The following is a 14130-nucleotide window of genomic DNA, read 5'->3' as shown; positions in this document are numbered from 1 at the left end:
GCGAGGGATTTTGTGTCCGGTTTTATGTTAGCAGTCTGTCGCTACAATTTTATTAGAGGCATTGTGATGCCGCCCTCCAAAGTTATGTATTCCCTTATTACTAAATTAAGGATGGCTAGAGAAATAATCAGCCGTAGAAAAAAAAGCCCCCCGGGTTCATCGGGGTGCTTTCAAGAGAACAGAAGTATATAGTTAATCTATCTTTCAACGGAAAAACGATACCCGATTCCCCAGACGGTTTTGATATATTTCGGATTAGTGGGATTTTCCTCAATTTTGGTCCGCAGGTGTCTGATATAGACCATAATAGTATTATTATCGACAACCACATCTTTCCAGATGTTTTGATATAGCTGTTCTTTCGAGAAGACCTGATTGGGGTGCTCCATAAAAAATTTCATGAGTTGTAATTCTTTTGATGACAACGCGACTTCCTGATTATTTTTTTGAAACGTATAGGTATGATGATTGAATAGAAATGGTCCCAGCGCAATGTGTAAGGCTTGTTGTTTTGATTCCTGAAGCTGGCGATATCTTTTAATCTGGTTCTTTACCTGAGCACAAAGCACAGGAGGACTAAATGGCTTGGTAATATAGGCATCTGCCCCAAGTCCAAGTCCAATGATCTGATCTGTGTCTTCTTTTTTCCCGCTCAGAAAAATGATTGGCGTATGGATGCCCATATTACGCGTTTGACCAAGCACATCATAGCCATCAATATTTTCCATCATAATGTCCAGGAGGACGAGATCGAATGGCTCCTCGCTAATCATCCGCATGGCTTCCATACCGTTTTCAGCCTGAAGCACAACCATTCCATCGCCTTCAAGAACCGTTTTAATCAATTTTCTAACAGCGTTTTCATCATCAACAACCAATACTCTCGGTTTGCTCATTCTTGCCCCCATTCCTTTCTAAAAGTCCTCTTACGAAAACCCTTTTTAATAATACAAAAAAACATCACTTTTTTATTTATGACAAATATTTAAATATCTGCTATATAAATGAGTTTATACGGAGTCAATCCCATTTATTTCTTAGCGCGTTAATGGGAGCAATGACCCAAAAACAAAACGCGCCCTATGGGTTGCAACGCCTATGGTACTTCAAATATTCTCTCTTCTCGGTGTCCACTTTTTAGTCTAGCATCATATTAGCCAACTCTATATGTTGTATGTCATACAGCTTCAAAAAACTCCCTGATTCCTTGTTGAATATCTTTATAAAACCTTTTCTTCAATATTTCGGAAAAACTAATTCCGCCCCACTTGCTGTGGTGAGTGACATCTCCCAGTGCAGTGACATGGACTTTTCACATCATTCTTTTTGACTTTTTCCCCAGTTATAGCCTGAGCATTTTCTTAACGCAACACATTTAGTCGCAAAAATCTACTTTATTCTCTTTCCTCTAAAAACCCAAAGATCACTTCTTCACAGCTTCATTCACAATTATTTCTTTGCCCCTACTCTTATGTTTTGCTCTTATACTCTTGAACTTTGCCCTTGACCTTCCCTGCCCTTACATAAAAGTATGGACCTTTGCCGCAGCAGCGGAGCGGGTGATTTGAATCCGAAGAAGCGGAGCGATCGGAAGATCAAATCACACGCGCAGCGGCTTCTAAAGCTCTACCTTTTCCCCCATCTCCACAAACTGCTTTTGAGCCAGCTCTCGGTATACCTGATGGGACTCTAATAACTCGGTATGAGTTCCAGCACCAGTCACCTTGCCCTTGTCCAACACGATAATTTGATCGGAGTGAACCACCGTAGACAAACGATGAGCGATGACAATCGTCGTGCGTCCTTCCATCAAGTTCGCTAGGGCCTTCTGTACCTCATGCTCAGATGAGCTGTCCAGACTAGATGTAGCCTCATCCAGCATGAGAATGTCCGGGCTGCGGAGAAGCGCACGCGCAATGGCAATCCGTTGACGCTGCCCGCCGGACAGCTTCATTCCCCGTTCCCCTACCTCAGTGTCGTAGCCTTGAGGTAGATCCATAATAAATGTATCCGCATACGCCATCGTGGCTGCTCGTCTTACTTCTTCCAAATCAGCTTCGCGCCCCAAGCCATAAGTAATGTTATCTCTGACCGTTCCGGTCATCATCGAGCTTTCCTGCGATACATAACCAATTTTGGAGCGCCAAGAAGAAAGTGTATATGACGATATCGGTTCGTCTCCATAACGAATTTCTCCTGTATCTGGCACATAAAAGCGCTCCAACAATGAAAACAAGGTGGACTTACCACTCCCGCTTGGGCCCACGAATGCTGTCGTACGGTTAGCAGGAATGACCAAGTTCGCATTATGCAGAACCTCTTCACCTTCCGTATAGGAAAAGGCAACATCACGAAGTATAATATCTCTGCTCTCTTTTGCCGCTTCCTGCTTCAACTCCAACGGTTCCTCTTCATGATCCAAAATAGTCTGAATCCGTTCAGTGGCCCCAACCACCTTTTGCAGACGTGAATACAGGGTCGTAAATTGTGCCATCGGTGTAATCACCTGAAACAGTAGCAAAATAAAAGCCACCAAATCCCCAGCAGTCAGCACACCCGATGCGACGCGAACACCACCAACACCCAAAATAATGACCAGCACTGCAGTCAGCAAGAAGGTAGAAATTGGACCTACAAGGGCCAAAATACGTGACTCTTGCAAACCGAAGCGGAACATACGGTAAATACGATCCTCTCCGGCCTGTGCCTCTCTGCTTTCGGTTCCATAAGCCTTCACCAGCCTGATTTCGCCGATAACCTGACTCAACACTGAGGTCAGATCTGCCATCTCATCCTGTTGTTTTTTGGAGATACGGTACATTTTCCTGCCTACCGGAAATAAAATCAGGGCTGTTAGCGGAACAATAGCCATAATAATGAGCGTCATGACCCAATCCAGATAAAATAACAACGCAATACCACCAATAATTGCAATCACATTAGAAATCAAATTGACAAGATACTCCGTAATTAAGTTCATAATCAGGCTTGTATCATTGGTGACACGACTCATCGTATCTCCTGACCGATTCCGGTCAAAGTATGGGATGGGAAGAGATAAAATTTTATGCCATAAGCGTTTGCGCAAATTAGCCACAATTTTATGCCCTGCGTAGTTCAACATATAGATAGAAACAGCCGAAGCCACCGCTTGAAGCACAAAAGCGCCAAGCAGACCAAAAATGACCATACCGTTTAGTGAAGAAAAGGTCAAACCATCGATCAACCCTTTGGTCATCAGCGGTACAATTAAACCAGCAATCGTCTGAATCAGGGTCAGAATCAGGGCGATGATCAGAATGGCCTTGGGTGGATGCGCACTCGCAATCAATTTGATAAACCGACCCATGCCAGCCTTATCCGGTCTTTTACCCGGCTTTTCCTTCATCCGGTCCTCCTGATCATCTTGCTGTACATGATGATCTTTTTCCATATACCATTAACCTCGCTTCCTGTCTGACCATTCTTGTTCAAACAACAACACCCGCGCTCTGCGCGGGTATGAACAGTACAATCTATTTTCAAGTTTACTACACCAGAGAATGAAGCACAAAGTTAGCCACAAACAGTACAGAAATGATATATAATGCGACAGGCACTTCCTTACCCCGTCCTGCTGCCAGCTTGGCTACGGGGTATGCAATAAAACCAAATGCCATCCCGTCTACAATACTGTAAGTAAAGGGCATCATCACCATAATCAGAAATGCAGGAAACGCTTCGGTAAAATCACTGAAATCCATCTCTCGCACATTTTGTACCATTAGACCCCCAATGATGATTAACACGGGCGCAATGGCACTATCAGGAATATAAGCCAACAGTGGAATAAAGAAAAACGTCGCCCCGAATAAAATAGCAGTTACTAGCGGTGTCATTCCCGAACGTCCCCCCGCTGCAATACCAGCCGTCGATTCCGCAGCGGCTACCGCGGGACTGCTGCCCAAAATACCAGCAAAGATATTGGTCACAGCCAACACACGCAAACTGTTCTTAAATGTATCCGGTCTTCCAATCATGTTGGTTTGCGCAGTAATCATACCAATATTCTCGAATAGTACAATTAGTAACAGCAAAAAAACAGCAATCCAGAAGGCTACCGAGACGATACCGGAAAAGGAGAGCTCTCCAAACAATTGCCCATACTGCCGCACTGTTTCAGAGGTTTGCACCGTGCTTGCAGGCTCTACAGCTCCCAGTATGTAAGCAAGTCCAGTTCCCGCCAAAATACTGATTAGCAAACCTCCCTGAACATTACGCACAAACAATACAATAGCAAGCAGCAGCGTTACACAAGCCGTAATCACCTTGGGATCATTAAAATGACCAATAGCCACAAAAGTCGTTTGATGAGCAATCACGATGCCGCTTTTTTGCAAACCGATAAAGGTTAAAAACAAACCAATGCCTACCGTAATTCCGTGCTGCAAATTATGGGGAATCGCCTGACTAATCAGCTTGTACAAAGATGTAAAAGCCACAATGGCGAATAAAATCCCTGTGATGGCAACCACCATCAACGCTTCCTGCCAGCTCAGCTTCATAGAATGTACGAGCGTATAAGTGAAAAAAGCATTAATCCCCATCCCTGGTACGACGACCATTGGAGATTTCCCACCAAAAGCCATAAGCAGGCAGCCGATCATTGATGTCAGCAGCGTTCCGAGCATCGCCCCTTGGAGAGGAATCCCGGCATCTGCCAAAATAGTTGCATTAACCATAACAATATATACAACGGAAAAATAAGAAATGGCACCAGCGGCTAATTCCTTTTTCCAATGATGCTCGGGCTTGAAACCGAGACTTCTGGACCATAGTCCATCCTTCATACCAAAACCCTCCAGCAAGTTGTTCAATCTGTTTGCAGTAAGCAGCGCTTTTTCAAAACAAAAAGAGCTGTAGCCGACTGTGACACCAAGAATGTGATGCACAGAGCTACAGGCCTTCAAGTGAATACAGACTGCTGTAAATCTACGAATGTACTGCTATGCTACTTTTTCAACTTACACGCCAGCGTGCTCTAACAAATCCTTCACGGCCACACTAACCATGATCAGGCCTGCTACCGGAGGTACAAAAGCATTGCTTGCAGGCGGTTGCTTCGCCTTCCGGATTTCAGGTGCGTTTGCAGGTACAATTTTTTTTGTAATTTCTTCACGTGGCTTCATTGGCTCCTCATCGGAGAATACAACCTTGACGCCTTTGGTAATACCTTCCTTGCGCAACTTGGTGCGGATGACACGGGCAATCGGGTCCATTCTCGTTTGGGAAATATCCGCCACTTGAAAACGACTCGGATCCATTTTATTCGCAGCGCCCATACTGGAGATCATCGGAATCCCCCGTTTTAAGCATTCCTTAATTAAATGAATTTTGTAAATAATTGTATCCGAAGCATCCAGCACATAATCCAGTTCGTACTTGAACAGCTCCTCATATGTTTCTTCCGTATAAAACATGTTCAGTGCAATCGCTTCACATTCAGGATTAATCAGCTTCACACGCTCTACCATCAGATCAGCCTTTTTTTGACCTACCGTCGTCGTCAGCGCATGAATCTGGCGATTAATATTCGTAATATCTACGACATCTTTATCAATCAAAATGATGCGTCCAACACCCGTCCGCGCCAGCGCTTCCACTGCAATCGAACCGACACCGCCGATACCCAGCACGGCCACCGTGCTATTTTTCATAACCTCTAGACCTTCAGTTCCGATGGCCAATTCCGTTCGTGAAAATTGATGCAGCATATGGTATATCCTCCCTCACTAGTTTAAACTCTATGCTTGAAAATCCAGCATACAAACCACGAACCCATTATCCATAAGAGGGTAACGGGTTCATGGCATTCTATAAGCTATTCACAAGCCAATGGATGGCACTTGCAGAGCCAAACGTTCGTCTTAAGCTTTAGGAGCAACAGGCTTCGGAGCAAGTCGGATGTGCAGCTGTTCCAATTGAGCTTGATCCACTTCGGCTGGTGCATTCATAAGCGGGTCTGTCGCACTGGCTGTTTTCGGGAATGCAATGGTTTCGCGCAGGTTTGTACGACCTGCAAGCAGCATCACAAGACGGTCAAAGCCGAAAGCAATACCACCATGTGGAGGCGTACCATATTCGAACGCATCCAGCAGATAACCGAATTTATCATCAACTTCTTCCGGCGCCAGGTTGAGAGCTTTGAACATTTTCTCCTGAACCTCACGTTTGTAAATCCGCATCGAGCCGCCGCCCACTTCGTAGCCGTTCAGCACGATATCATAGGCTTGAGCACGAACTTGACCTGGTTCTGTGTCCAAGAGGGCAATGTCTTCGTCCTTCGGACGAGTAAACGGATGGTGTTCCGCCACATAACGTTTTTGTTCTTCGTCATAGCCAAGAAGCGGGAAGTCTACGACCCAGGCAAATTTGAATGTGTTATCGTCGATCAGCCCCAAATGACGGCCAATTTTCAGACGAAGCGCGCCCAATACATCAGCAACTACTTTTTTGTTATCCGCAGAGAAGAGCAACAAGTCGCCTTCTTCAGCTCCCGTGCGCTCCTTCAGTGCTTCGATTTCTTCCGGTGTAAAGAATTTAACGATAGGCCCCTTGAATTCGCCTTCCTTCACTTGAATCCAAGCCAAGCCTTTAGCTCCATAACGTGCAGCATAAGGACCCAGATCATCAATGTCCTTACGGCTCCATGTGCCACATCCTTTGGCATTGAGGACTTTTACCTCGCCACCCTTTTCAATTACGGAAGCGAACACTTTTACACCACTGGTTGCCACGATATCATTTACTTTAATCAACTCAAGACCAAAACGCAGGTCTGGCTTATCAGAGCCATATTTGTCCATCGCCTCAGCATGTGTGATTCGTTGGAACGGTGTTTCTAGTTCCACACCAATTGTTTCTTTGAACAGTTTGACCATAAGACGCTCCATCATAGGCAGCAAATCATCCTGTTGCATAAAGGAGGTCTCAATGTCGACCTGCGTAAATTCAGGCTGGCGATCAGCACGCAAGTCTTCATCACGGAAACAACGTGCAATTTGGTAGTAGCGCTCCAAGCCGCCCACCATGAGCAATTGCTTGTAAAGTTGTGGCGATTGCGGCAAGGCGAAAAACTCGCCTTCATGTACTCGGCTAGGTACCAGATAATCACGGGCGCCCTCAGGAGAGCTTTTCGTCAAAATCGGTGTTTCCACCTCGATGAAATCTTCACCGTCCAGGAAGTCACGGAATATTTTTGCTGCTTTGGAACGCAGTTTCAACGTCTGGTACATTTCCGGACGACGCAGGTCCAAATAACGGTATTTCAAACGCAGAGACTCGTCCACTTCCACGCCATCTTCAATGAAGAATGGAGGTGTTTTGGATGCATTCAATACTTCGATTTCAGTGACGCGCACTTCAATTTCACCTGTAGGCAGGTTCGCGTTAATAGTTTCCGCATCACGCTTGACAACGGTACCAGTAACCTCAAGCACATATTCACTACGAACACGGTCCGCAATTTGCAGTGCGTCACCGGAATATGCCGGATTAAACACAATTTGTACAATTCCGCTACGGTCACGCAGGTCAATAAAAAGTACGCCCCCCAAATCACGACGGGTTTGTACCCAACCGTTCAATGTAACTGTTTCTCCGATATGCGCATGAGTCAATGCGCCGCATTGATGACTCCTTTTCATAATACACACTCCTGTTTATGTTTAGTAGTTAATGCTATATGACAGCCAGAGGGAAGCTCCCCCCCGATTGATGTTACATAAGTTCTTTACCCTAATTCGTCCACCAGCTGATCCAGCTTGACGGTACGCTGCTCGCCAGTTTCCATGTATTTCAGTGCAATTTCACCTTGAACCAGCTCATCCTCACCTAGAATCGCAGTATACCTTGCTTTAAAGCGATCCGCTGATTTCATCTGCGCCTTCATTTTACGCCCCAGATAATCTCGCTCAGCGGAAAATCCGGCTTGACGTAACTTGAACAGTTGTTTGGTCACTTCCGTTTCTGCCGCTTCACCCAACGCTACCATATAGATATCCAACGGCTTGGCTTCGTTCAGTTTGACACCCTGATGCTCCAAGATCAGCTGAATTCGCTCCAGCCCAATGCCAAAACCAATACCCGGCTGATCCGGTCCGCCCAGATCTCCAACCAATCCGTTATAACGGCCGCCTCCACCAATCGTGTCGATGGCACCAATTCCTTCGGCTTTGAATTCGAACGCTGTCAACGTATAATAATCCAGCCCCCGTACCAAGCGCGGGTTAACTGTATATTCCACGCCCATAGCATCCAAATTTTGCTTCACTTTCTCAAAGTGCGTACGGGATTCCTCGTCCAAGCTATCCAAAATCGAAGGTGCACCGCCAAATTTGTCCTGGTCATCTTTGCTATCCAGCACTCGTAGCGGATTACGCTCAATGCGTGCTTGACTCTCCTTGGTCAACGTATCCTTAATCGGCATCAGGAAGTCCACCAGATGCTGTCGATAAGCTGCACGGCTGGCCGCATTACCGACGGAGTTAATCTCCACCTTTACCCCTTTCAAGCCCAGCTCACGGCAGAATTGATACCCGAAAGCAATAACTTCTGCATCCAGCGCCGGATCAACCGCCCCAAATGCTTCAATTCCAAATTGGTGAAACTGGCGCTGACGTCCAGCCTGTGGACGCTCATACCGGAACATTGGGCCGATATAATACAGCTTGGTTACATCCGGCTCCCCATATAGTTTGTTCTCCACATAAGAGCGGACAACACCTGCCGTTCCTTCCGGACGCAAAGTCATGCTACGCTTCCCTTTATCCTCAAAAGTATACATTTCTTTTTCCACCACATCCGTCGTTTCACCCACACCTCGAACGAACAAATTCGTTTGTTCGAACATTGGTGTACGAATCTCTCGGTAATTAAAGCGGCGGCTAATCTCACGGGCTTTTTCCTCGACAACTTGCCATTTTTCTACACTGCCCGGCAGTAAATCCTGTGTTCCCGTCGGTTTTTGAAAGGCCATTAACGTATCCCCCCGTCTGTACATTTCTTATTGTGCGCTTTCTTCTTGCTCCACTTTTCAATATAAAACAAAAAATCCCTCGTCCCTGTTAACATTAACAGGGACGAGGGATTGTCGTTTACAAATCACCCGTGGTACCACCCACATTCCGGAGTTTACCGGGACAGCCAGCGCGTAAAAACGCTCAGTGCCCGTCAGCCTTACACTGACTCCGCTCATACGTATAACGCCCGTAACGCGCAGTACGGCTATTATGCAGGATCATCCACTGTCAGCACAGTTGCAATGTACTTTCAATAGGTATTCCTCAATTGTTCGCCGCCTGTTCTCGGGGAGGTCATTCGTCCGCTCATCAAGGGAATTTTTACAGCCTGGAAATTCCTCTCTGCGCTTGTGGGTACGGAGTACTTGGTCCCGTCATCAAATCATTTTTCATTATTTTATGATTTTAATGAACCGCTTCGACAAAGTCAAGACATTCCCCCTAGAATCAGACAAATAAGTCTCATAAAAAGAAAATAACCTACGGAAACGGTCCGCAGGTTCAAAAAGATATATTAAAAGGGGGTCATGCCATTATTATAAACAACGAATATTAAGGAATGATGTTTCGAATATTACAATTGTATTACAGTCACTCTAGTGTGACTAAATTCCTCAAGTATCGACAATCTTGTGACACTCTCAGCTTTAATCCAGCTGCGCCACATATGCACGATTGGAACGCAGCTTATAAATGATCTCATCATAATCAGCATCATTCACCTTTGCGGACAATACATACCGCAATTCATCTTGATCGCCGTTAATATACACATCTGTCGCACGGAGCAAACCTCCATCATGATTCGTTGTTCCACTCCGATCCTCATTCAGATCCCTTTGGGCTGAGCCAGAGTTAACCTCGTCATCCTTCGCACTTGGTAGGATATTTTCGCCATAAGCAACCGCGGCAGGAATTCCCGCACCAGCAGAGCCTCCTGTGCTAACAGACCCCGTATTGTTATAGGGTACCAGCGGAATTAAAACCCTCGTCTCCCGACCGAGCGCATCATCCAGAGCACCTACCTCCAAATGTTCGGTTCTATAAGCCTGAAGCGAAGCTCTGGCACCCTCAGCTTCATCTTCTGTGCGAAAATAAGCCTGAATCTGCTTTGCCATATCAAATCCTCCTCGTATGGGAATTATACTGGCATACATTTATAGAATCATCCACAGCGATATTACAATGCCTTTAACAACTCACGGACAAAAGCAGGCTCATCCTTAGGAGTCCGAGACGTAATAAAGTTACCGTCCACAACCGCCTCTCGATCCTCAAAATGAGCACCCGCATTAATCAAGTCATCTTTCAATGGGGGATAAGCTGTAATCGTCCGGCCTTGTAATAAATCGGCACTCGCCAAAATTTGCGGCCCGTGACAGATAGCACCAATCGTTTTTTTGGACTCGTTAATTTCAGTCACAAATTTCAGAACATTTGCATCCAGTCGCAGATTTTCCGGGGATGATCCGCCGGGAATAACGACTGCATCATAGTCACTTGATTTCACATCTGCAATGGCTTTTTCAATGGTGTAGCTTGCTTTGCCTTGCTTACCGCTCACTTTCTCACCTTGTTTCAGCCCAATAATATCTGCCTCATGTCCAGCCTTTTTCAATTCATCGTAGGGTACCTTCATTTCGGAATCCTCAAATTGGTCAGCCAACAAAAATGCAATTTTACTCATTATCGTTCAGATCTCCTTTCCGGTTATCCTCAAACGAGTTTAAAGTTAAGTTTGTTTGTCTACCACGATTTGTTATTACCCGCTTGATCTGCTTTTATAACAATTCGCAGCAGCGAAAAAGAAAAAGGAGCCTTTCGGCTCCTCCTCTGATTTACTGCTACATGCTTTATTTTTGACCTCTTTATGCTAACTTCGGGTAGCATCTCGTTAACGCTTCATTCACTATTTAACCCGTTGTTACCTGCGCGGCAAAGTACCACGTCCCGGCTTATCTATGGCTGTTGCAACATGCTGCAATAACGCATCAGCGTTACGGGTAAGGCTGATCGCCTCCTGTATACTACCGGGAAAAAGCATCACAGCGCTTCGACATCCGTCCATTTTTGGGGTTTGACGCATAGCTTCGTCTCTCCTGTCACCCTTAAGGCTATCCGCCTGGCTAATCACCAACCGGGATGACATTATGGTCCCTCTGAACAGCTATTTTATTCTGCTCAGTGCTCAGATCATGTCCATGTACGCATAGCTACGAACGTTCGCTATCCAAAATTAGCGTCACTGGGCCCCAGTTCGTCAATGAAACATCCATCATAGCCCCAAAAATTCCCGTCTCGACCTCCAGTCCCTTGGCTCGAAGCTGGCTGTTGAAAAAATCATACAGCTTCTCCGCTTCCTCAGGTTTGGCCGCCCCCATAAAGTTGGGTCTTCTCCCTTTACGGCAGTCACCATACAACGTAAACTGAGAGACAGACAAAATGGCCCCACCGACATCCAGAACACTGTCGTTCATTTTACCTTCAGTATCCTCAAATATACGTAATCCCGCTGTTTTATCCGCCAAATAAACGGCATCGGCCGCCGTATCTCCCTGACCAATACCCACCAGCAGCATTAATCCGGTTCCGATCTTGCCGACCACCTTTTGATTCACCGTTACCTGAGCGTCTTTACAGCGCTGAATAATGATCTTCATCGCCTATCCGCTGTCTCCTTTAACCTTCCCCTTTAAAAGGTGCTCACAGCCGTATTACGACTCTTATAGCAACCTATGGGGCTTTGTACCCAATCTGTGTTACAAAGGCTACAAACCTACCTTTACGCTTAACAAGGTTATTGCATAATCCGATGCACGGTGTATACATCCTTCACCCGTTTGATCCGTTCGACAACAGAATGCAAATGATCCGTATTGCGAATGAGAATCGTGATGTGGATCATCGCCATTTTATTTTTATCCGTACGACCTGTAACGGCCGAGAAGCTGGTTTTGTTCTCAGAAATGGCCTGAAGCACCTCGTTCAGCAAACCGTTGCGGTCATGCCCCGTTATCTCAATATCAACGCTGTAATTGACCTCTGTTGCTGCTTCCCACTCAACTTCAATCACACGCGCCTGATCTTCGCCCGTACCCGAAGGAATATTTGGACAATCCGTCCGGTGAACGGATACTCCACGTCCACGTGTTACATAGCCGATGATGTCGTCTCCCGGTACGGGATTACAACATCGTGCAAAACGAACGAGCAAATTGTCGACGCCTCTGACGCTGACACCGTTGGTCGGTGTTTTTTTCCGTTCGCCCTGCGGCTTGTATTCCTTGACCTCGGTCGTCAGTTCGATCAGCCGTGCCTCTTCTTGTTCCCTACGTAGCTTCTCCGTCAGACGTGTACAGACCTGCGCGGCGGTTATACCGCCAAAGCCAATCGCAGACAGCATATCCTCGATATCGTTAAAAGAGAACTTTTGTGCCACTTCCTGAAGCTTGTCGTCGCTCATCCACACCGAAGGCTCGATATCACGTTTTCTTAGCTCACGTTCCAGATTTTCGCGGCCTTTTTCGACATTCTCCTCGCGCTTTTCTTTCTTGAACCATTGCTTGATTTTACTGCGCGCGTGAGAGGACTGAGCAATTTTAAGCCAGTCCTGACTAGGTCCATAAGAATGCTTGGACGTCATAATTTCGACGATATCGCCGGTTTTAAGCCGATAGTCCAAAGGTACAATTCTTCCATTTACCTTGGAACCAATCGTTCGATTGCCAACTTCGGTATGAATACGGAAAGCAAAGTCCAGCGGAACGGATCCGGCTGGCAACTCAATGACCTCTCCCTTAGGAGTAAATACAAACACAAGGTCTGAGAAAAAGTCCATTTTGAGCGATTCCACAAATTCCGACGCATCCTTCGCCTCATTTTGCAGCTCCAGAATTTCACGAAAAAAGGTGATTTTATCCTCAAAGTTAGTGTTGTTTGCTCCGTTGCCTTCTTTATAGGCCCAATGGGCCGCAATCCCGAATTCAGCGGTACGGTGCATATCCACCGTGCGAATTTGCACCTCGGTAGGCTCTCCGTTGGGACCTACTACTGTCGTATGAAGGGACTGATACATATTGGCCTTAGGCATGGCGATATAATCCTTAAACCGCCCCGGCATCGGCTTCCACAACGTATGGATAATCCCCAGTGTGGCATAACAGTCTTTAATGTTATCCACAATAATTCGAATCGCCAGCAAATCATATATTTCATTGAATTGCTTGTTTTTCGTCGTCATCTTTTTAAACACACTGTAAATATGTTTAGGGCGTCCGGACAGATCAGCCTGAATGCCCATCTCTTCCAGCTTCTCTCTGATACGCTGTATGACATTATCAATAAACTGCTCTCGCTCTGCCCGCTTCTTATGCATCAAATTGGCGATGCGATAATACTGCTGAGGATTCAGATAGCGCAAAGCAATATCTTCCATTTCCCATTTAATCGCTGAAATACCCAGTCGGTTCGCAACCGGACAGAAAATCTCCAGCGTTTCATAAGCGATTCGACGCTGGCTTTCCTCCGACTGATATTTCAAGGTACGCATATTATGCAGACGATCTGCCAACTTAATGACAATGACACGAATATCCTGCGCCATGGCAATAAACATTTTTCGATAATTTTCGTTCTGCTGTTCTTCCTTGGAACGGAACTGGATACGCTCCAGCTTCGTCAGACCATCGACAAGCATCGCACATGTATCGCCAAAATGCTCGCGAATCTGCGCCAAAGACACCGTCGTATCCTCCACAACGTCATGTAAAAGAGCGGCGATAATGGAGATGGTATCCATCTGCATATTAACGACGATATCAGCAACCGCAAGCGGATGCAGAATATAAGGTTCACCGGACTTACGAGTCTGGCCGGAATGGGCCTGCTCGGCAAAATCATAGGCGTCCCTGATGCGGATAAGATCTGCTTCTCTGGTATAGGCCCCGGCCTTTTTAAGTAATTGCTCTATCCCCATTCTGCTCTATTCCGTGTCCTTTCTATGCAAAATGGAACCCGCCGATCAATGTCGCGCAAAGGTTCCCTTTTAAAAGTGATTTCCTACAATTATGAC

The 14130-nt window shown here is 46.0% G+C and carries 11 protein-coding genes; all 11 read right to left on the bottom strand.

Features of this window, described 5'->3' with window-relative positions:
• Window positions 1–197: 197 nt before the first annotated feature.
• A complete protein-coding gene (locus AC6EJC_RS11860) occupies window positions 198–908 on the bottom strand; it encodes a response regulator transcription factor (RefSeq protein WP_444954132.1) in 711 nt (236 codons plus the stop codon).
• 710 nt (window positions 909–1618) lie between these two features.
• Window positions 1619–3433 carry an ABC transporter ATP-binding protein gene (locus AC6EJC_RS11855; protein ID WP_444954131.1) on the bottom strand — a complete coding sequence of 605 codons (1815 nt, stop codon included), beginning with the start codon at window positions 3431–3433 and terminating at the stop codon, window positions 1619–1621.
• A gap of 97 nt (window positions 3434–3530) precedes the next feature.
• Window positions 3531–4829, bottom strand: coding sequence for an NCS2 family permease (locus AC6EJC_RS11850; RefSeq protein ID WP_444954130.1), 1299 nt, complete (start codon window positions 4827–4829; stop codon window positions 3531–3533).
• A gap of 174 nt (window positions 4830–5003) precedes the next feature.
• A complete protein-coding gene (locus tag AC6EJC_RS11845; RefSeq protein WP_013311554.1) occupies window positions 5004–5753 on the bottom strand; it encodes a tRNA threonylcarbamoyladenosine dehydratase in 750 nt (249 codons plus the stop codon).
• Between the two features lie 153 nt (window positions 5754–5906).
• Entirely contained in the window at window positions 5907–7685 is a 1779-nt protein-coding gene (gene aspS, locus AC6EJC_RS11840) for an aspartate--tRNA ligase (protein WP_444954129.1), read from the bottom strand.
• Window positions 7686–7771: 86 nt separating this feature from the next.
• Window positions 7772–9016 carry a histidine--tRNA ligase gene (gene hisS / locus AC6EJC_RS11835; protein ID WP_444954128.1) on the bottom strand — a complete coding sequence of 415 codons (1245 nt, stop codon included), beginning with the start codon at window positions 9014–9016 and terminating at the stop codon, window positions 7772–7774.
• Window positions 9017–9706: 690 nt separating this feature from the next.
• Window positions 9707–10177, bottom strand: coding sequence for a hypothetical protein (locus AC6EJC_RS11830; protein ID WP_444954127.1), 471 nt, complete (start codon window positions 10175–10177; stop codon window positions 9707–9709).
• A 62-nt stretch (window positions 10178–10239) separates the two neighbouring features.
• On the bottom strand, window positions 10240–10746 hold the full coding sequence (locus tag AC6EJC_RS11825; protein WP_322252851.1) for a type 1 glutamine amidotransferase domain-containing protein: 507 nt from the start codon (window positions 10744–10746) through the stop codon (window positions 10240–10242).
• Window positions 10747–10983: 237 nt separating this feature from the next.
• Window positions 10984–11145 (bottom strand): hypothetical protein, encoded by a 162-nt coding sequence (locus tag AC6EJC_RS11820; RefSeq protein WP_444954126.1) that lies wholly within the window; start codon window positions 11143–11145, stop codon window positions 10984–10986.
• Window positions 11146–11272: 127 nt separating this feature from the next.
• Complete coding sequence (gene dtd / locus AC6EJC_RS11815; RefSeq protein WP_444954125.1) at window positions 11273–11719, bottom strand: D-aminoacyl-tRNA deacylase; 447 nt, start codon at window positions 11717–11719, stop codon at window positions 11273–11275.
• Window positions 11720–11856: 137 nt separating this feature from the next.
• Window positions 11857–14034: a RelA/SpoT family protein gene (locus tag AC6EJC_RS11810; protein ID WP_444954124.1), complete on the bottom strand. Its 2178-nt coding sequence runs from the start codon at window positions 14032–14034 to the stop codon at window positions 11857–11859.
• Window positions 14035–14130 lie beyond the last annotated feature (96 nt).

The organism is Paenibacillus sp. TY11 (assembly GCF_059772165.1).
This window is presented reverse-complemented; position numbering and strand designations above follow the sequence as displayed.

Bases quoted from the DNA above. Each gene is read 5' to 3' on its own strand.
- hisS (WP_444954128.1), bottom strand. From the start codon at position 9,016: ATGGCCTTTCAAAAACCGACGGGAACACAGGATTTACTGCCGGGCAGT.
- AC6EJC_RS11820 (WP_444954126.1), bottom strand. From the start codon at position 11,145: ATGCGTCAAACCCCAAAAATGGACGGATGTCGAAGCGCTGTGATGCTT.
- AC6EJC_RS11830 (WP_444954127.1), bottom strand. From the start codon at position 10,177: ATGGCAAAGCAGATTCAGGCTTATTTTCGCACAGAAGATGAAGCTGAG.
- AC6EJC_RS11850 (WP_444954130.1), bottom strand. From the start codon at position 4,829: ATGAAGGATGGACTATGGTCCAGAAGTCTCGGTTTCAAGCCCGAGCAT.
- AC6EJC_RS11810 (WP_444954124.1), bottom strand. From the start codon at position 14,034: ATGGGGATAGAGCAATTACTTAAAAAGGCCGGGGCCTATACCAGAGAA.
- dtd (WP_444954125.1), bottom strand. From the start codon at position 11,719: ATGAAGATCATTATTCAGCGCTGTAAAGACGCTCAGGTAACGGTGAAT.
- aspS (WP_444954129.1), bottom strand. From the start codon at position 7,685: ATGAAAAGGAGTCATCAATGCGGCGCATTGACTCATGCGCATATCGGA.
- AC6EJC_RS11825 (WP_322252851.1), bottom strand. From the start codon at position 10,746: ATGAGTAAAATTGCATTTTTGTTGGCTGACCAATTTGAGGATTCCGAA.
- AC6EJC_RS11845 (WP_013311554.1), bottom strand. From the start codon at position 5,753: ATGCTGCATCAATTTTCACGAACGGAATTGGCCATCGGAACTGAAGGT.
- AC6EJC_RS11855 (WP_444954131.1), bottom strand. From the start codon at position 3,433: ATGGAAAAAGATCATCATGTACAGCAAGATGATCAGGAGGACCGGATG.
- AC6EJC_RS11860 (WP_444954132.1), bottom strand. From the start codon at position 908: ATGGGGGCAAGAATGAGCAAACCGAGAGTATTGGTTGTTGATGATGAA.